Raw genomic sequence first — 16,115 nt, 5'->3', positions numbered from 1 at the left:
CTCGTGAGTGGAATGGGGGTGCAAGAACACGTCCGCCGTGGCGCGATGCCTGGGCGGAGGTTCGATGGATTCCCTGCGCATGCCGTACCCCAGTCCTGCCTGCTGGATCCGTGGGCATGTCATGCCTGACGGTACCGAGGCTTCATTACCGGCGGTTTCCCCGGGCGTGACGCCCGAGGTTGCACCTTCGTGTCACATGCCGGGCTTGCGCGCGCCGCGCATGGCGGCCGCCAGCGCCACGTTGCCACTGCCTTCCACGCCCGCCACCGCACCCTCGAAATCAGTAGGCGTGCGGTTCTGCGATAGCTTCCGCTTGCCCTCCCAGCGCGTGATGGCCACCTCGATGCCGACGATATGGGCGAGCTGCTCCGCCAGGTAGTCGGCGGGGGCGTCGCTCATGCGCCATGGTTCGGGCAGCTTCGCTTCGTGCTCGCGCGTGAGCCGGGCGACTACGCCGCGCACGTACTTTTCATCATCGATGATGCGCAGCGTGCCGTGCACGTGCACCGCCTCGTAATTCCACGTGGGCACGTGGCGGTGGTGTTCGTGCTTGCTCGGGTACCAGTTGGGCGATACATAGCCGCTGGCCCCGCGGAACACGACCAGCACCTCGTCGCCATCGCGGCCGTCGCGCCACAGGGCGTTCGCGCGTGCCACGTGGGCCACCAGCGTGCCCGCCGGGCCACGTGCCTCGTCGAGGAGGAACGGGATGTGGTTCGCGTCGAGTCCACCGGCACCGTGTGTCACCAGCATGCCCAGGGAATGCTCGCTCAGCAGGGCGTGAAGCGTGGCGGCGTCGGTCTCGGCGAACAGGGCGGGCGTATACATGGGGATGGCTGGCGTGTGTTTACGAGAGTGGGCGCACCAATAAAAACACGCACAGGGCCAGCATGAACAGGGACACGGCCGCATCCATGACGCGCCAGGCGGTGGGGTTGCGGAACACAGGGGTAAGTAGCCGCGCGCCATAGCCCAGCGCAAGGAACCAGGTAATGCTCGCCGCGCAGGCGCCCGCCGCGAATACCCAGCGCAGGCTGCCCGGGTAGCCGGTGGAAAGGCTGCCCAGCAGGATCATGGTGTCGAGGTACACGTGCGGGTTGAGGAAGGTGAAGGCGAGGCAGGCGAGGGCGGCCTTGTACCAGGCTGGCTGGCTGGCGCCCTCGGCCGTCATGCCGCCACCGCCTCGCCAGGCGCGCTGGGCGGCCATCAGTGCGTAGGCGCCGAGGAACAGGGCGCCGCCATAGCGGAGGGCCTCCAGGAGCCATGGCGCATGCCGCACAAGCGCACCGATGCCGGCCACGCCGAGGAGGATGAGGAGCAGATCGCTCGTGGCGCAGATGGCCACGACGACGCCCACGTGTGAGCGCTGCAGCCCCTGCCGGAGCACGAACGCGTTCTGGGCGCCGATGGCCATGATGAGCCCGGCGCTGGCCGCGAAGCCGGCGATGGCGGTGGTGATGATCATGGCGCCATGTTGAAGGCTGGGGCATGCTTAGACAAACTAAAGAAACTTGGGCCAGTTAAGAAACGCTAATCCATCGCATGGACCTCCTGCATCCCCAGCTCGCCGCCTTCGCCGCCATCATCGAGGAAGGCAGCTTCGAGAGCGCCGCGCGGCGCCTGGCGGTCACACCCTCGGCCGTCTCCCAGCGCATCAAGGCACTGGAGGATCGGCTGGGCCAGGTGCTCGTGGTGCGCCAGGCCCCGTGCAAGCCCACCGCGGCCGGCGAGCGCCTGTTGCTACGCCTGCGCCCCATGCAGGCGCTCGAAGCCGAGGCGATGGCCGATTTCCTGCCGCAAGAAGCTCGGCAACCGAGGGCCCGCTCGATCGCCGTCGCGGTGAACGACGACTCCCTGCACACATGGTTCCTCACGGCCCTGGCCCGCCTCCACGACGAGCACGGCTACGTCTTCGACGTGCGCGTCGACGACCAGGACCACACCCTCGACCACCTGCGCGAAGGCGCCGTGCTGGGCGCGGTCACCTCCGAACGGAAGCCGCTGCAGGGGTGCAACGTCTACCCGCTCGGCCGCATGCGCTATCACGCCATCGCATCGGCCGAATTCGCCGAGCGGTATTTTCGAAACGGCATGGATGCGGCCTCGCTGGCCCATGCGCCCATCATCGTTTTCAATCGCAAGGACGAGCTGCAGTGGCGTTTCGTCCGCCGCATCACCCGCGCGCAGCTATCACCACCCATCCACTACCTGCCCACGTCCACCGGTTTCGTCGAGGCGGCGGGGCGCGGGCTGGGCTGGTGCCTGGCCCAGGACCTGCTCGCCGAACCCGCGCTGGCCGCGGGGCAGATCGTCATCATCGACGAGGGGCGCACGCTGGACGTGCCGCTTTACTGGCAGTGTGCGAGCGTGCGGTCGAGCACGTTGCAGCACATCAGCGATGCGTTGCGGGACGTGGCCGCGCTGTCGCTGCATCGCCAGGGCGACGCGAATCAACCGGGGTTATAAGCCACCCACCCACGGAACGTGAACGCGGCATAGAACATCTCGATCCGCTCGAAGCCCGCTTCATGAAGCAGGGCTTCGTCCTGTTCCGGGGGCAGCAGCGGTAGCCGCGCACTGATCGCGGCTGCCGCGTTCTTCGTGTCCTTCTCCGGCACGCCCGAAGCGGCCGCGAACGCCGCGTACCGATCAAGCCAGCGCGCCCGCCCGCCATCGTCCAAGGGAAAGCTGTGGTGCGCGATGACCAGCGGAGCGCCCGGTTTCATGCGCCGCCGCAGTTCCCTGAGCGTATGCAGGCGCTCATCGGCGGTGAGGAAATGCAGGGTAAGCAGGCACGTGGCGCCATCGAACGGACCTTCCGGCGCCGTGTCGACATAGCCCTCATGGAGCTGCGCACGCGGTGCCAGTGGCCCCAGCGTGGCCGCGGCCAGCTTAAGCATCTCAGCCGACGGGTCCACGCCGGTGAACCGCCAGCCCAGCCGCGCATCCGCGAAGGCCTTGAGCTCTAGGCCGCCACCCGCGCCGAGCACCAGGACATGGCCATCGGTGGGCACGGCCTCGGCCAGCAGGAGTTCGGTCATCTTCTGCATGCCGTGGAAGCCCGGCACCTGCCGGACGGGGCCTTCGGCATAGCGGGCGACGGCGTTCGGGTCGTCGAAACTGGACATGCGGGGGAGCCCTTCCGTCGGTAGCGTCAGTGTCGCGGGATCAGCGTAAGATCCGGCCGTGGTTCCCCTTCTTCAAGCCCTTGATGGAGCACGGCATGAAACGAGTCACCGGTATTGGCGGCATCTTCTTCAAGGCGAAGGATCCGAAAGCCTTGCAGGCCTGGTACAAGCAGCACCTCGGCGTCGATGTGCAGTCATGGGGCGGGGCGGCGTTTGAATGGAAGGACGATGACGGCAAGCCGGTGGGCGGCACCACGGCGTGGTTCATCGGCGACCTTGCCGAAGGCGCCTACGAACCGGGCACCGCCAACTTCATGGTGAACTACCGCGTCGCCGACGTGCACGGCCTCGTCAAGGCGCTGCGCGAAGAAGGCTGCAACGTGCTCGACAAGGTCGACGAATCGGAGTTTGGGAAGTTCGCCTGGGTCGTGGACCCCGAAGGCAACAAGGTGGAGCTTTGGGAACCGCCGGCGGGGCAGTGATACGGCCGGGCGTGGTGCGCGTCACTCGATGACAGGACGTACCACGGATGGTTTGCCGGCGGCGTTCGTAAACCATACTTCCACCGTATTGGACTTGTCGCTAATGAACATCGTGGCCGCGTCTCTGTGCTCCGCCGGCTGGTCGAAGTAGAGGAAAGAGTCAAACTGAATGCGGTGGAGCCCTGCCGAAATATCGAAGTTGCGTGCGATATCGACCTCGTAGGTCCGCGTCGTTCCAGGTTCGATAACCTCAGGGCCGGATGAGCCCTCGTCGAAAATACCGAAATAGGTCAGCGGCGTGCCGTCGCCTCGAGTTACCTTCATGATGGGGTTGCGCAGCTTGCCATCCTCGTTCACGGTGGGTAATTGGTTCTTACCGGTGTACGCGGTGCTGTCACCATCATTTGTCACGAAGAATCGGACGATGCCAGTCCTGTTGGCTGCCGCGTCCGTGGCTTCCACACGCGTTACCAGGTGAGGCCTGGGCGCGGGGTCAGCCACGGCCGCCCCGGCGAGGGCGAGACAACCAATAAACGCCCATGCCTTCATTCGTGATCTCCCGTCACTTCGATTCCGCGATCAATGCGTACTACCACACTTCCAAGCCTCGTGTACGCCATGGACGTCAGGACTGATCAGTCCGCATCGCTCGTCGCTGTCTTGGCCGATGCCGTGATGGGGCATTCGATTGCGAGCCCTCCGCGCGTTGTTTTCAGCGCGCTTGCCCCTGCCATGACGTGGGCTGGACACGCCCGGCAGTGCTCGCTAGCCTCCCGTGGTCGAGTGAGATCAGGGAAAGCGTGAGTGTTGGGGGGGCCACTATGCCCCCTGCCGATGACAGGAGGTTTGCTTTGAACCAGGAAAGTGTTGAGTTGCTAAAACGGCAGCTTGGGCCAGGGGAATGGCTGGCGTGGAGTGGAACACCGCGACGAGGGCTGCTGCTGCGACCGAGCGATGCGCTGGCGATTCCCTTCAGCTTGTTGTGGGGCGGCTTCGTCGCCTTCTGGGAATACTCGGTTCTCAAAGGGGGCGCCCCTGCCTTCTTTGGTCTATGGGGCATCCCCTTCATCCTGGTTGGCCTGTACATGATCATCGGGCGATTCTTCGCCGATGCCTTCGTACGCTCGCGAACCGCCTATGGCGTCACAGACCAACGCGCGATCATCGTCTCCGGCTTGTTCACCAGCGAGGTCAAGAGCCTGCCTTTGGCCTCGATGGCCGATATCACGCTCTCGGAGCGACCGGACCGCTCGGGCTCCATCCAGTTCGGTAACGACGCCATGCCGGGCCGGTCACTTTTCGTCGGGGTACCCTGGCCTGGCGCATCGAAGCAACTGGCGCCCCGCTTCGATCTCATCAGCGACGCAAAGAAGGTCTACGATCTGATCCTCCAGTCGCGTGCTTCGGGTACGGGCCGGGGCTGATGGGGCGCCGTCGATGGAGGATGGTGCAGGCAGGAGTGGGTTTTGGCTGATTCGCTGGGTCTCGAGCAACGTATCGTCCAGGCCAGGCAAGCGGGCGAAGTTCGTGTGGGTGTCAAGTACGAGGTCGTATCGTCCGTCGAGGCGGCCGCGGGTCGATTCGGGCTTTCGGCCTCAAGTGGCATCTATCTTGAGGTCAGCCCCGAACGCGCCAAGGCTGTTCTTCGTTCGCTGTTGGCCCACGACATGGCCTATGGGTGCGAGCTCATGCCCGCGACAATGGCTGACCAGTTGTCGGCCGAATTCGTCGATGTGTTCGCCGGCCAAGCGCCCGTCTATTTCACCAATGGAACGTTTGGATTGCCTCGCGACAGCAGCGGCGTCGGCCCCACATGGAACCCAGCGACTGGCGCGACGTTTGATAGCGGCATCCTTGTCATCGCCCAGGACCGCATAGGGTGCGCTTGGTTCATGGACGAGGATTGACGTCGGATGGCGGCGATGCCGTGCCATGCAATTGCGGAGGGTGGAGGCCATCGCGCGCAAGCGCGCTCCCACAGGGAGGGTTGTTGGTAAAATGGCGGGCATGCAGCCCATCGACCCTTCCGCCTTCCGCCTTACCGTCGCGCCCATGATGGATTGGACGGATCGGCATTGCCGCTATTTCCACCGCCTGCTGTCGCCGCATGCCCGTCTCTATACCGAGATGGTGACCAGTGCCGCGCTGGTGCGGGGTGGGCAGGTGCGGCTGCTGGAGCACAGCCACGAGGAGCATCCCGTGGCCTTGCAGCTCGGCGGCAGCGACCCGGCCGAGCTGGCGCAGGCCGCCGTCCTGGGGGCCCGGGCGGGGTATGACGAGATCAACCTCAACGTGGGTTGCCCCTCTGATCGGGTGCAGTCCGGCAAGTTTGGCGCCTGCCTGATGCGCGAGCCCGAACTGGTGGGCGAGTGCGTCCGGGCCATGGCCGCCGTGGTCGACGTGCCGGTGACGGTGAAGTGCCGCATCGGCGTCGATAACCAGGATGAGTACGTCGACCTGCAGCACTTCACCCAGGTGATGGTGCAGGCGGGCGTGAAGATCCTCATCGTCCATGCCCGCAAGGCGTGGCTCGAGGGCCTCAGCCCGAAGGAAAACCGCGAGATCCCGCCGCTCGATTACGGCCGGGTCTACCGTCTCAAGCAGGCATTCCCCGACCTCACCATTGTCATCAATGGCGGCATCACCACGGTCGAGGCGGTGCAGGAGCACCTGGCCCACGTCGATGGGGTGATGCTGGGCCGCGCGGCGTACCACGACCCGTTCGTGCTGGCCCAGTTGGAAACGGCGCTCTACGGTGCCCCGCTGGCCGACCGCACCGATGTGCTCGAGCGCATGCGCATCTATATCGAGGCCGAGCTGGCCCGGGGCACGGCACTGAAGCACATCACCCGCCACATCCTCGGCCTGTACCAGGGCGAGCCGGGTGCCCGGGGCTTCCGCCGCATGCTCAGCGAAGGCGCCCACCTGCCGGGCGCCGACTGGGCGCTCATCGAATCGGCCCTCGCCCCGTTCCGCCAGGCCGCCTGATAGGCGGCACGGGCGCTTCCCGCGCCTACCCATAGACGCCTTCTTTCCATCCGTTCAGCTTCGGGCCGGGCGAGGCTCGGCATAGTCGGCGCGACCGCATGACGCCGCGCCAGACATGAAAATCACGTTTCGTCCGCTACTTTTTGCCGCCATCTGCGCCGGCACGCCGCTTGCCGCCCTGGCCCAGCAGTCGATGACGCTGGAACAGGCGGTGGCGAAGGTGCAGAAGGAGACCGGGGGGAAAGTGCTTACCGCGGATACCCGTCTCATCGAGCGCGGCCGCATCACCGAATACCGGATCAAGGTCCTGACCCTGGACGGGCACGTGAAGGTGGTGCCCCTACGTACTGAAACCCCCAAGCCCCTGGACGCTACGGCCGGGGATAACAAGGAGAGACATTAATGCGAATCCTGCTCGTTGAGGACGAGGCCCCGCTGCGCGAAACCCTCGCGGCCCGCCTGAAGCGCGACGGTTTCGCCGTCGATGCCGCCCAGGACGGCGAAGAAGGCCTGTACCTCGGCCGCGAGGTGCCGTTCGACCTCGCCATCATCGACCTCGGCCTGCCCAAGCTCTCGGGCATGGACCTGGTGAAGGCCCTGCGCGAGCATGGCCAGCGCTACCCCATCCTCATCCTCACCGCCCGCGGCAGCTGGCAGGACAAGGTGGAGGGCCTGAAGCACGGCGCCGACGATTACCTGGTGAAGCCGTTCCACGTCGAGGAACTGCTCGCCCGCATCAACGCGCTGGTGCGCCGCGCCAGCGGCTGGTCGAAGCCGGTGCTGGCCTGCGGCCCCATCAAGCTCGATACCACGGCCCAGACGGTCACCGTCGAAGGCCGCCAGGTGGACCTCACCAGCTACGAGTACAAGGTGCTCGAGTACCTCATGCTCCACGCGGGTGAACTGGTCTCCAAGGCCGACCTCACCGAGCACATCTACCAGCAGGACTTCGACCGCGATTCGAACGTGCTCGAGGTGTTCATCGGCCGCCTGCGCCGCAAGCTCGACCCGGATAGCGCGCTCAAGCCGATCGAAACCGTGCGCGGCCGCGGCTACCGTTTCGCCATCCCGCGCAACGAAGCGGACGAAGACTAAGCACACCGCGGCGGCCTGGCATGACGCCAGGCCGCGGCCAAGGCACCGCCAGGCATGGAAACCGCTCCACCCACCAAGCGCCGCCCCCTGTCGCTGGCCGCGCGCGCGGCGCTGGCCACCGGCTTCGCGCTGGCGGCGTTCCTTGGCCTGACCGGCCTTGCGCAGAACAAGGCGAACTACGCGTCCGAGCTGTCGGCCATGCACGACCGGCTGCACAACTACACGCTCGCGTACATCGCCGGCACCGACATCACGCGCGGCGGCAAGGTCACCGTGCCCGATAGCGCGCCCAACCCCGATTTCTCCCGCTGGGGCTCGGGGCTGTACGCCATCATCATCGGCAACGACGGGTTCCGCTGGGAGTCGTCGTCGGCGCTCGATCGCAACTTTGATTTCGTGCGCATGCTCTCGCCGGGCGAGACGGCGTTCGAGCCGGTGGAGACGCGCAGCGGCAAGCTCTACGTCTTCAGCTGGGGCGTCACGCTCGATACCACCGACAAGCGCAGCGTGCCGCTGACCTTCGCGGTGGCGCAGACCGAGGACCAGTTCGAGCGCCAGGTGGCCACCTACCGCCGCACGCAGTTCCTGTGGCTGGCCATGCTCGGCATGATGCTGATGCTGCTGCAGCTGTTCCTGCTGCGCTGGAGCCTGCTGCCGCTGCGCCGCGTTTCCAGCGACCTGGCCCATATCGAACGTGGTACGCGCGACCACCTCGATGGCCCCTACCCGATGGAGCTGACGGTGCTCACCCGCCGCCTCAACGCCTTCATCGATAGCGAGCGCGAACAGCGCTCGCGCTACCGCGATACCCTGGCCGACCTGGCCCACAGCCTGAAGACACCGCTCGCGGTGGTGCGCTCGCAGCTGGAAACCGATGGCGATGCGCATACGCTGCGCGGCGATATCCTCGACCAGGTGCGCAAGATGGACGAGATCGTGGCGTACCAGCTGTCGCGCGCCGCCACGTCGGGCCGCCGCACCATCGCCTCGGAAGAGCCCATCGCCGGCCACGCGGAAGACCTGGTGCAGAGTCTCGAGAAGGTCTACGCCGCCAAGAACGTGCTGTGCGAGTTCGAACTGGAAGATGGCGTCGCGTTCCCGGGCGAGCAGGGCGACCTGCTCGAGTTGATGGGCAACCTCGTCGAGAACGCGTTCAAGTGGGCGAAGCACCGGGTGCTGCTCACCGTGCGCACGGCGCCGCAGGGCCGCAGCGGGCGCCGCGGCCTGGAGCTCATCGTGGAAGACGATGGCCCCGGCATCCCGGACGAGAAGATCGAGAAGATCCTGCAGCGCGGCGTGCGCGGCGACGAGCGCGTGCAAGGCCACGGCATCGGCCTGTCGATCGTGCAGGACATCATCAAGGCCTACCAGGGCACGCTGCACGTCGACCATTCCGAGGAACTGGGCGGCGCACGTTTCAGCGTGAGCATCCCGCCGGCCTGACCGGGCTAGCCCGCGGGCGAGGGCCCATAGAACGAGGCAAGCAGCTTCGCCACCTTCGGCGCGGCCTCGCGAAGCAGCGCGGGCTGCGAAAAATGCAGCTCGCTGGTGACGGCGAAGAACTCTTCCGGCGCTTCGGCGGCGTAGGGGTCGATCGCCGTGTGGCGGCCGCGCTCGACTTGCTTCACCAGTGCATCGAACGCCCCTTGCATCGTCGCGATCCACTCGCGCCGGTTCATGCCGGGCAGCAGCGGCGGCACGCCGTTCGCCGGCGCGGCCAGCATGTCGAGCTTATGCGCCATCTCGTGCACCACCACGTTGAAGCCATCCCACGGCCCTTCCACGTCAAGCTTCACGTCAGAGAGCGAGAGCACCATCGGGCCGCGATCCCAGGCTTCGCCGATCAGCGTATCGTCGCGCTCGGTGACCACGCCATCGCGTGCGTCGTGGTGGCTGCGCTTCACGTTGAACTCGCCGGGATAGACCAGCACGTTGGTCCAGCCCTTGAACGCCTTCGGCCCACGGGGCAGGGCGGGCAGGCTGGCCTGCATGGCGATCACCAGCATCCAGAACGCATCGAGCTCGGCACCGCCCAGCGCGTGGAAGCGCTTGGTGTGCAGGAAGAGGGCGCTGAGCTGGCGCAGGTAGTGCAGGCGCGGCGCATCCAGGGCGCGCGCCAGCGGCACGCGGGCCACAGCCTGCCGCCAAAGGGCATCATCGACCGGCGGGACAGGCGCACGGAAACGCGACAGGAACGACTGCCACGCGCGTAGGATCAGAGCATGGACCCCGGGAGCAGCGACTGCCAGCTGGGGACGGGCGCGCGGACGGGGGCCGGGCCCTCGCGGGTGCTGTCGTCGACATCGCCCGACGCCGACGAGGTGGCCGGCGAGCCGCCGCCATTGCTGGCGCGGCCGGACGAGCCGCCCGGGCGCGTGGACATGACATCGCTGCCGGTGGCGCTTGAATCGTGCGAGGTACCGCCCTGGCTGCGGCCGGCCGAGCTATCGAACGACGACGACATGTTCCCGCCCGCGGAAAACAGGCCGGAGATCGGGTCGATGTCGGAAGCGGCGGCGGTGCCGGTGGCACCGACGAGGCACAGACATCCGAAGATGTAGGGTCTGGCGTTCATCGGTAAACCCCAAAGGCCCCCGGACAAACGGGGGGACGACCGATCGTCGCAGAAAATTGACGGAGGCGCCAGTGCGGTTCGTCGGCCACGGAGGCGGGCGAAAACCGCCCGGCTGCCCTAGAATCGGCGGATGTCTCCGTTTCCCCATCCCCCGGCCTGACGGCCCGACGGCACATATCCATGCTTGCACGCGACCTCCTCGAAGCCCTTGCCGGCGGCGACGCCGTGTCCGGCGCGTCCCTGGCCCGCCAGGCGGGCGTCACCCGTGCCGCGGTCTGGAAACAGATCGAGGCCCTGCGCCTCAAGGGCGTGCCCGTGGAGGCCAAGGTCGGCGGTGGCTACCGCCTGCCCTGGGCCACCCAGCTGCTCGATGGCCCCGCCATCCGCGCAGCCTGCCCTGTCGCGGTGCAGCCGCACATCGGCATGGTGGAGGTGCACTGGGAGATCGATTCCACGTCCAGCGAACTGGCGCGGCGCAACCCGGTGCTCGACGACCTGTCGTTCTGCCTGGCCGAGGCGCAGTCGGCGGGGCGTGGCCGCCGCGGGCGCACCTGGCTCTCGCCGCCGGGCATGAACCTCTACCTCTCGGTGCTGAAGCGCTTCGACGGGGGCTTCGCATCGTTGTCGGGCTTGTCGCTGGCCGTGGGCGTCATGATCCTGCGTGCGCTCGACGAGGTCGGCATCCGCACCGCCGGCCTCAAGTGGCCCAACGACGTGCTGGCCGGCAACGCGAAGCTCGCCGGCATCCTCGTCGAACTCTCGGGCGAATACTCCGGCCCCTGCGCGGCCATCATCGGCGTGGGCTTGAACATCCGCCTGCCCGATAGCCTGCACGAGCGCGCGGGGCAGGCCATCACCGATCTCGCCGCGCTCACGGGTGGCCAGCCGCCGGACCGCAACCGTGTCGCCGCCGCCGTAGTGTGTTCGCTGGCCGAGGGCCTGCGCAGCTTCGAGCGGTACGGCTTTGCCGCGTTCGCCAGGGAGTACGCCGCCAACGACTTGCTGCAGGGCCAGTCCCTGCGCATCATCGACCCGCGCGGTGAGTACGTCGCCACGGGCGAGGGCGTCGACGAGCGCGGCGCCCTGCGCGTGCGCCGCGGCGATGGCACCCTGGTGACCGTCGACAGCGCCGAAGTCTCCGTGCGCCGGAGCGGCGCATGATCCTGCTGCTCGACCTGGGCAACACCCGGCTTAAATTCGCCTTGTTCGATGGCGGCGAGTTCACGCTGCGCGGCGCGTTTGGCTGGGAAGCCGATATCGCGCACGAGCTGGCCACGCTGTGGGCGGCGTGGCCGAAGCCCGCGCGGGTCATCGGTGCCTCCGTTGTCGACCCGGCACGCGAAACCGCCGTCGCCGTCGCCGCCGGCAGCGCCTTCGGGTGCGAGCCCGCGTGGGTACGCACACCGGCATCGGCTTGCGGCGTCACCAACGCGTACGCCGAGCCGCACCGGCTGGGTGTCGATCGCTTCCTTGCCATGGTCGCCGCGTGGGATGCCGGCCGCGCGCCGTGCGTCCTCGCCAGTGTGGGCACGGCGCTGACCCTGGATGCCCTGGATGCCGAAGGCCGGCACCTGGGTGGCTGGATCGCCCCGGGCCCACTGCTGATGCAGCAGTCGGTGCTGGGTGCCACCGTGCAGGTGCGCCCCGACCACGCCGGGGCCGTCCGCGACCTGGCCGACAACACGGCGGATGGGCTCGCTTCCGGGTGCTGGCAGGCCAGCGCCGCGCTGGTCGATCGCTTCGTCCGGCGCGCCGCCCCGCAGCTGGGCGGTGCCCCCACGGTGACCCTGGGCGGCGGCGATGCCGAGCTGCTGGCTCCCCTGCTCGAGCACACGGTCAGCATCGTGCCCGATGCGGTGTTGCGTGGTCTCGCCGTGTGGGCCCGGACCGCCTAGAATCCAGACGCTGCCGGTTCTTACAGGGGAACGCGCGCAGGCCCACTCGACACCCAAGGCCACCATGCTGCTGCGTTTGCTGTTCGTACTGCTGATCGCCCTCAACATCGCCGTGGCCGCCTGGCTGCTGCTGGGTGAGAGCGGCTCGCACGCGGTGGAACCGTCGGACAAGGGCGTGCCGGAGTTGAAGCTGCTCACCGAGGTGCCTGCGGGCGGTTCTGCCGCGGGTGCGCCGGGCGTGGCGGCATCTGCCGGTGCCATGCCTGCCGTGAACTCGCCAGGCACGGCCGTGGCCCACGCAGGTTCCGCCTCGGTGGCCGCGGCACCCGTCGCTGCCGCGAGCGCGCCGGTGCCGGCACCAGCCCCCGAACCCGAACCGCAACGTGAAGCGCCCAAGGTCGCCGCCGCCACGTCGGCGCCGCCTGCCACCGTGCCCACCAGCCCCAAGCGCAGCTACCGCTGCCTCGCCGTCGGCCCGTTCGCCACGCAGGTGGACCTGCGCAGCACGCGCACCGCGCTCGCGTCGCGCACCGTCCGCAGCCGCCAGCGCCAGGAACAGACCACCGAATCCCACGGCTGGCGCGTTTTCCTTCCCGCGCAGCCCACGCGTGAGCTCGCCCTGGCCCAGGCCAAGCGGCTCGAAGCCAAGGGCGTGAAGGACTACTTCGTTGTCACGGTGCAGGGCGAGTTACAGAATTCCGTGGCCCTGGGCCTGTTCCACGACCCGGCCAACGCGCGCAAGCGCCGCGACGAGGTCATCGCCGCCGGCTTCCCTGCCCGCATGAGCGAGCGCACCGAGACCACGCCCGTGTGGTGGCTCGATGTCGTCGTCCCCGACGACGCCAGCAACGATGTCCGCCGCGGCATCCGCACGCCGGGCGTGACAGCGCGCTCCACCGGTTGCTTCTGATAAACTCCCCGCCTTCGCCGGCATAGCTCAGTTGGTAGAGCAACCGCCTTGTAAGCGGTAGGTCCCCAGTTCGAATCCGGGTGCCGGCACCAAACTCCGAAAGCCCGCAGTGATGCGGGTTTTTTTTGAGCCTGGAGCGCCATGACACGCCTCGTCCGCTGGTCGCTACTGTTCGTTGCCTTCGTCGTGCTGACCGCCGCCGTCGCGGCGGCGTCGCTGTACTCGATGCAGGATACGCTGCTGTATCCGGGCGCCCAGGCGGCCCTCCCGCTCGGTGATCTCGAAGTGCAGCGCCCCGACGGTGTCATGCGCGGCTGGACTCTGCATCCCGATGCCGACGACGCGCTGGTCGTATTCGGTGGCAACGGCATGAGCCTCTCGCACTACGCGCCGCGCCTGGACGCGTGCTCAAAGCGTGCGGTCTATCTCATGCCCTACCGTGGCTATGAAGGCCAGATGGGCATGCCGCGTGAACGCGACTTCGTGGCCGACGGCATCGCGCTAGTCGACCAGGTGCGCAAGACACACGCGCACGTCGGCATCCTTGGCATCAGCATCGGTACGGGCGTGGCCACGCAGGTCGCGGCCGCGCGCCGGCCCGACAAGCTGTGGCTGGTTACGCCGTACGACACCATGAAACGCGTGGCTAACGACAAGATGGGCGGACTGCCCGTGAGCCTGGTCATGCGCGACACGTTCGACAGTGCAGCGGCCGCGCGAACGCTACGCGGCGTGCCGGTGGTCGTGCTGCAGGCGATCCACGACGAGGTCATCTCCGCCGCGCGCACCGAGGCGCTGGTACGCGCGTTGCCGCAACCGCCGACGCAGTGGGTGCATGTCGACGCTGGCCACAATACGATCCTGTCGTCGGCCGAGATGTGCTCGGCGCTTAGTGAGTAGACGGTGACCTAAGAGCGTCGGGGGAAAGAGCGACCTATAGAAACTATAGGTCGCCCGAATCGGCTCGGCGAGTAGGCGCAGGCCGAATTTGTGTCGGCCTGCGTTCGTCAGCGCATCGGGTCAACAATGCCCATCAGCTTGGCCAGCAGGAATTGCGCCCCCGAATCCGACGCCGCCAGGATGATCGGTGCGATGGCCGGTTCGCCCGAGAGAAGTGCCGCGGGCGTGGTGAACCACTGCAGGGTTTTCGTCTCGCGCCCATGCACACGCATGGCTTGCACGAACACCCGCACGATGCGCAGCACACGCTCGGTTTCGAGATCGCTGAGGTGGCCCTTGGCCAGGCGGCGCGTGAGCGTGCGCGAGGGCGCGATGAGGTTGGCGGGGATGCAAAGGCGCTCGGCCACGCGCCGGTACATGGGTGCGGGCATGCCGCGCTGGACGAGCCGCACGATATCGGCGTGCGATTCGATCTCGATGCCGAGCAGCAGTGACATGGGCTTGAAGGGGTAGGCGAAGGCGACATAGATGGAACGGGCGGCATCGGCGACTCGGGTACTCATGGGTTCCTCCTTGGAAGGCCTCCATTCCGCCAGAGCACGCCAGCGCCCCATAAGCGGCGTAGACCGGCATGGCGCGTCAGCGCGGGGCGGCGGTTCGCGTCAGCCGCCGCCTACGCAGCCCCTGCCGCAGTGCAACGTGGCTGTGACACGGGGCGGTGTAAAATGCACGGATGATCCGCCTCCGCGTGCCCTTGCTGGTCGGCCTGTCGTGCATGCCCTTGCTGGCGTGGGCGCAGGACGTGTCCCGTGATGCCATGGCCACGCGCATGGCGGCGCACGATGCCCCGGTGCTGCTCGATGTCCGCACCCCCGCCGAATACCGCGATGGCCACCTGGCCGGTGCGCTGAACGTGCCGGTGGATGAAGTGCGTGCCCGGAGCGGTGCCATCGGCGCCAGGCGCGACCAGGAACTGGTCGTCTACTGCAAATCGGGCAAGCGCGCCGCGCGTGCCCGCGACACCCTGCAATCCCTGGGCTACACCAACGTGCACCTGCTGGAAGGCAGTGCCGACGCATGGCGCGCCGATGGCCGCCCGCTGGTGCAAGAACGCCCCAACCACTGAGCCTGACCATGAGCCCCACCACCCGTTCGGTCGCCCTCGTTGGCGTCCCCACCGATATCGGCGCCGGCCACCGCGGCAGCTCCATGGGCCCGGAGGCCCTGCGCGTCGCACGCCTGGCCGAGCGCCTGTCGAAGCGGGGCATGCTCGTCGTCGACCACGGCAACGTCACCGGCCCGCTCAATCCCTGGCAGCCGCCCACCAACGGCTACCGGCACCTCGAGGCCGCCGTGGCGTGGAACACGGCTACCCACGAGGCCATCTACAGCGCCCTGCAAAACGGCCACCTGCCGATCATGCTGGGTGGCGACCACTGCCTGGCCATCGGCTCCATCTCGGCCGTGGCGCGGCACTGCCGCGAGAAGGGCAAGAAGCTGCGTGTGCTGTGGCTGGATGCCCACGCCGACTTCAACACCAGCGACATCACCCCCTCGGGCAACATCCACGGCATGCCGGTGGCCTGCCTTTGCGGCTACGGCCCGGCGGAGCTCACGGGCATCGGCGGCACCACGCCGGCCATCAGCCCCGATGTCATCCGCCAGATCGGCATCCGCTCGGTGGATGAGGGCGAGAAGCGCCTCGTGCACGAGGTGGGCATCGATATCTACGACATGCGCTACATCGACGAGATCGGCATCAAGGCCGCGATGGAAGAGGCGCTGGCGGGGGTGGATGACGACACCCACCTGCACGTGAGCTTCGACGTCGATTTCCTCGATCCCAGCATCGCCCCGGGCGTGGGCACCACCGTGCGCGGCGGCCCGAACTACCGCGAGGCCCAGTTGGTGATGGAGATGATCGCCGACACGGGGCGGGTGGGCTCGCTCGATATCGTCGAGCTGAACCCGGCGTTCGATAAGCGGAACCAGACGGCGAAGTTGGCGGTGGAGTTGGTCGAGTCCCTGTTTGGGAAGTCGACGCTGATGCGGTAATCGCGCGCGAGCGCGCTCCCACAGGGGGGCGCGGTAGCCTGGGGGTCGCCCGGGCGGGGGCGGGCGGGCTACACTCGGCCGGTTTCC

At 67.6% G+C, this 16,115-nt stretch carries 21 protein-coding genes and 1 tRNA gene; 15 read left to right on the top strand and 7 right to left on the bottom strand.

Annotated features, from left to right (window positions below):
- Window positions 1-192: 192 nt before the first annotated feature.
- Both VI08_RS02855 and VI08_RS02850 read right to left on the bottom strand, forming a co-directional pair.
- On the bottom strand, window positions 193-828 hold the full coding sequence (locus tag VI08_RS02855; protein WP_045828031.1) for an FMN-binding negative transcriptional regulator: 636 nt from the start codon (window positions 826-828) through the stop codon (window positions 193-195).
- Between the two features lie 19 nt (window positions 829-847).
- Window positions 848-1,465, bottom strand: coding sequence for a LysE/ArgO family amino acid transporter (locus VI08_RS02850; RefSeq protein WP_045828030.1), 618 nt, complete (start codon window positions 1,463-1,465; stop codon window positions 848-850).
- A gap of 77 nt (window positions 1,466-1,542) precedes the next feature.
- On the opposite strand from VI08_RS02850, the gene VI08_RS02845 reads away from it, so the two are divergent.
- Window positions 1,543-2,466, top strand: coding sequence for a LysR family transcriptional regulator ArgP (locus VI08_RS02845; RefSeq protein ID WP_045828029.1), 924 nt, complete (start codon window positions 1,543-1,545; stop codon window positions 2,464-2,466).
- On the opposite strand, the gene VI08_RS02840 is transcribed toward VI08_RS02845, so the two are convergent.
- Window positions 2,451-3,128, bottom strand: coding sequence for a class I SAM-dependent methyltransferase (locus VI08_RS02840; RefSeq protein WP_045828028.1), 678 nt, complete (start codon window positions 3,126-3,128; stop codon window positions 2,451-2,453). The two genes, VI08_RS02845 and VI08_RS02840, sit on opposite strands and share 16 nt — an antisense overlap.
- 95 nt (window positions 3,129-3,223) lie before the next feature.
- Between VI08_RS02840 and VI08_RS02835 the strand changes: the two genes are divergently transcribed.
- Complete coding sequence (locus tag VI08_RS02835; protein ID WP_045828027.1) at window positions 3,224-3,610, top strand: VOC family protein; 387 nt, start codon at window positions 3,224-3,226, stop codon at window positions 3,608-3,610.
- 21 nt (window positions 3,611-3,631) lie between these two features.
- Here VI08_RS02835 and VI08_RS02830 read toward each other — a convergent pair whose 3' ends face one another.
- On the bottom strand, window positions 3,632-4,159 hold the full coding sequence (locus VI08_RS02830) for a hypothetical protein (RefSeq protein ID WP_045828026.1): 528 nt from the start codon (window positions 4,157-4,159) through the stop codon (window positions 3,632-3,634).
- A gap of 302 nt (window positions 4,160-4,461) precedes the next feature.
- Here VI08_RS02830 and VI08_RS02825 point away from each other — a divergent pair, with 302 nt between their 5' ends.
- The 6 genes from VI08_RS02825 to VI08_RS02800 all read left to right on the top strand — a co-directional run bounded on the left by VI08_RS02825 (window position 4,462) and on the right by VI08_RS02800 (window position 9,136).
- A complete protein-coding gene (locus VI08_RS02825) occupies window positions 4,462-5,034 on the top strand; it encodes a PH domain-containing protein (protein ID WP_157006271.1) in 573 nt (190 codons plus the stop codon).
- A 42-nt stretch (window positions 5,035-5,076) separates the two neighbouring features.
- Window positions 5,077-5,517: a hypothetical protein gene (locus tag VI08_RS02820; protein ID WP_052697640.1), complete on the top strand. Its 441-nt coding sequence runs from the start codon at window positions 5,077-5,079 to the stop codon at window positions 5,515-5,517.
- A 100-nt stretch (window positions 5,518-5,617) separates the two neighbouring features.
- A complete protein-coding gene (gene dusA / locus VI08_RS02815) occupies window positions 5,618-6,598 on the top strand; it encodes a tRNA dihydrouridine(20/20a) synthase DusA (protein ID WP_157006268.1) in 981 nt (326 codons plus the stop codon).
- 115 nt (window positions 6,599-6,713) lie between these two features.
- Entirely contained in the window at window positions 6,714-7,001 is a 288-nt protein-coding gene (locus VI08_RS02810; RefSeq protein ID WP_045828024.1) for a PepSY domain-containing protein, read from the top strand.
- Window positions 7,001-7,693, top strand: coding sequence for a response regulator transcription factor (locus VI08_RS02805; RefSeq protein WP_045828023.1), 693 nt, complete (start codon window positions 7,001-7,003; stop codon window positions 7,691-7,693). Before VI08_RS02810 ends, VI08_RS02805 begins: the two co-directional genes overlap by 1 nt.
- 54 nt (window positions 7,694-7,747) lie before the next feature.
- Complete coding sequence (locus VI08_RS02800) at window positions 7,748-9,136, top strand: ATP-binding protein (protein ID WP_045828022.1); 1,389 nt, start codon at window positions 7,748-7,750, stop codon at window positions 9,134-9,136.
- 5 nt (window positions 9,137-9,141) lie between these two features.
- Here VI08_RS02800 and VI08_RS02795 read toward each other — a convergent pair whose 3' ends face one another.
- Together VI08_RS02795 and VI08_RS02790 are read right to left on the bottom strand one after the other, a co-directional pair.
- Complete coding sequence (locus tag VI08_RS02795) at window positions 9,142-9,885, bottom strand: zinc-dependent peptidase (protein WP_157006265.1); 744 nt, start codon at window positions 9,883-9,885, stop codon at window positions 9,142-9,144.
- Between the two features lie 23 nt (window positions 9,886-9,908).
- Window positions 9,909-10,268 (bottom strand): hypothetical protein, encoded by a 360-nt coding sequence (locus VI08_RS02790; protein WP_045828020.1) that lies wholly within the window; start codon window positions 10,266-10,268, stop codon window positions 9,909-9,911.
- 180 nt (window positions 10,269-10,448) lie between these two features.
- On the opposite strand from VI08_RS02790, the gene VI08_RS02785 reads away from it, so the two are divergent.
- The 5 genes from VI08_RS02785 (at window position 10,449) to VI08_RS02765 (ending at window position 13,973) form a co-directional block, all read left to right on the top strand.
- Window positions 10,449-11,429: a biotin--[acetyl-CoA-carboxylase] ligase gene (locus VI08_RS02785; protein ID WP_045828019.1), complete on the top strand. Its 981-nt coding sequence runs from the start codon at window positions 10,449-10,451 to the stop codon at window positions 11,427-11,429.
- Complete coding sequence (locus tag VI08_RS02780) at window positions 11,426-12,163, top strand: type III pantothenate kinase (RefSeq protein ID WP_045828018.1); 738 nt, start codon at window positions 11,426-11,428, stop codon at window positions 12,161-12,163. The genes VI08_RS02785 and VI08_RS02780 overlap by 4 nt, the downstream gene beginning before the upstream one ends.
- 64 nt (window positions 12,164-12,227) lie before the next feature.
- Window positions 12,228-13,073: an SPOR domain-containing protein gene (locus VI08_RS21605; protein WP_045828017.1), complete on the top strand. Its 846-nt coding sequence runs from the start codon at window positions 12,228-12,230 to the stop codon at window positions 13,071-13,073.
- A gap of 16 nt (window positions 13,074-13,089) precedes the next feature.
- Window positions 13,090-13,165: transfer RNA gene (locus VI08_RS02770), tRNA-Thr, on the top strand.
- A gap of 49 nt (window positions 13,166-13,214) precedes the next feature.
- Entirely contained in the window at window positions 13,215-13,973 is a 759-nt protein-coding gene (locus VI08_RS02765) for an alpha/beta hydrolase (protein WP_052697639.1), read from the top strand.
- Between the two features lie 107 nt (window positions 13,974-14,080).
- On the opposite strand, the gene VI08_RS02760 is transcribed toward VI08_RS02765, so the two are convergent.
- On the bottom strand, window positions 14,081-14,536 hold the full coding sequence (locus VI08_RS02760; protein WP_045828016.1) for a hypothetical protein: 456 nt from the start codon (window positions 14,534-14,536) through the stop codon (window positions 14,081-14,083).
- 170 nt (window positions 14,537-14,706) lie between these two features.
- Here VI08_RS02760 and VI08_RS02755 point away from each other — a divergent pair, with 170 nt between their 5' ends.
- Both VI08_RS02755 and rocF read left to right on the top strand, forming a co-directional pair.
- The gene (locus tag VI08_RS02755) at window positions 14,707-15,099 is read left to right on the top strand and encodes a rhodanese-like domain-containing protein (RefSeq protein ID WP_052697638.1); all 393 of its coding nucleotides are present in this window, start codon (window positions 14,707-14,709) and stop codon (window positions 15,097-15,099) included.
- Between the two features lie 8 nt (window positions 15,100-15,107).
- Window positions 15,108-16,028: an arginase gene (gene rocF / locus VI08_RS02750; protein WP_045828015.1), complete on the top strand. Its 921-nt coding sequence runs from the start codon at window positions 15,108-15,110 to the stop codon at window positions 16,026-16,028.
- The last annotated feature ends 87 nt before the right edge of the window (window positions 16,029-16,115 follow it).

It is taken from the genome of Luteibacter yeojuensis (assembly GCF_000964085.1).
Lineage (GTDB): Bacteria > Pseudomonadota > Gammaproteobacteria > Xanthomonadales > Rhodanobacteraceae > Luteibacter > Luteibacter yeojuensis_A.
Note: the sequence above shows the minus strand (reverse complement) of the source record. Positions and strands in the feature narration are given on the sequence as shown.

Bases quoted from the DNA above. Each gene is read 5' to 3' on its own strand.
- VI08_RS02840 (WP_045828028.1), bottom strand. From the start codon at position 3,128: ATGTCCAGTTTCGACGACCCGAACGCCGTCGCCCGCTATGCCGAAGGC.
- VI08_RS02805 (WP_045828023.1), top strand. From the start codon at position 7,001: ATGCGAATCCTGCTCGTTGAGGACGAGGCCCCGCTGCGCGAAACCCTC.
- VI08_RS02755 (WP_052697638.1), top strand. From the start codon at position 14,707: ATGATCCGCCTCCGCGTGCCCTTGCTGGTCGGCCTGTCGTGCATGCCC.
- VI08_RS02780 (WP_045828018.1), top strand. From the start codon at position 11,426: ATGATCCTGCTGCTCGACCTGGGCAACACCCGGCTTAAATTCGCCTTG.
- VI08_RS02810 (WP_045828024.1), top strand. From the start codon at position 6,714: ATGAAAATCACGTTTCGTCCGCTACTTTTTGCCGCCATCTGCGCCGGC.
- VI08_RS02800 (WP_045828022.1), top strand. From the start codon at position 7,748: ATGGAAACCGCTCCACCCACCAAGCGCCGCCCCCTGTCGCTGGCCGCG.
- rocF (WP_045828015.1), top strand. From the start codon at position 15,108: ATGAGCCCCACCACCCGTTCGGTCGCCCTCGTTGGCGTCCCCACCGAT.
- VI08_RS02845 (WP_045828029.1), top strand. From the start codon at position 1,543: ATGGACCTCCTGCATCCCCAGCTCGCCGCCTTCGCCGCCATCATCGAG.
- VI08_RS02785 (WP_045828019.1), top strand. From the start codon at position 10,449: ATGCTTGCACGCGACCTCCTCGAAGCCCTTGCCGGCGGCGACGCCGTG.
- dusA (WP_157006268.1), top strand. From the start codon at position 5,618: ATGCAGCCCATCGACCCTTCCGCCTTCCGCCTTACCGTCGCGCCCATG.
- VI08_RS21605 (WP_045828017.1), top strand. From the start codon at position 12,228: ATGCTGCTGCGTTTGCTGTTCGTACTGCTGATCGCCCTCAACATCGCC.
- VI08_RS02830 (WP_045828026.1), bottom strand. From the start codon at position 4,159: ATGAAGGCATGGGCGTTTATTGGTTGTCTCGCCCTCGCCGGGGCGGCC.
- VI08_RS02835 (WP_045828027.1), top strand. From the start codon at position 3,224: ATGAAACGAGTCACCGGTATTGGCGGCATCTTCTTCAAGGCGAAGGAT.
- VI08_RS02765 (WP_052697639.1), top strand. From the start codon at position 13,215: ATGACACGCCTCGTCCGCTGGTCGCTACTGTTCGTTGCCTTCGTCGTG.
- VI08_RS02855 (WP_045828031.1), bottom strand. From the start codon at position 828: ATGTATACGCCCGCCCTGTTCGCCGAGACCGACGCCGCCACGCTTCAC.
- VI08_RS02790 (WP_045828020.1), bottom strand. From the start codon at position 10,268: ATGAACGCCAGACCCTACATCTTCGGATGTCTGTGCCTCGTCGGTGCC.
- VI08_RS02850 (WP_045828030.1), bottom strand. From the start codon at position 1,465: ATGATCATCACCACCGCCATCGCCGGCTTCGCGGCCAGCGCCGGGCTC.
- VI08_RS02760 (WP_045828016.1), bottom strand. From the start codon at position 14,536: ATGAGTACCCGAGTCGCCGATGCCGCCCGTTCCATCTATGTCGCCTTC.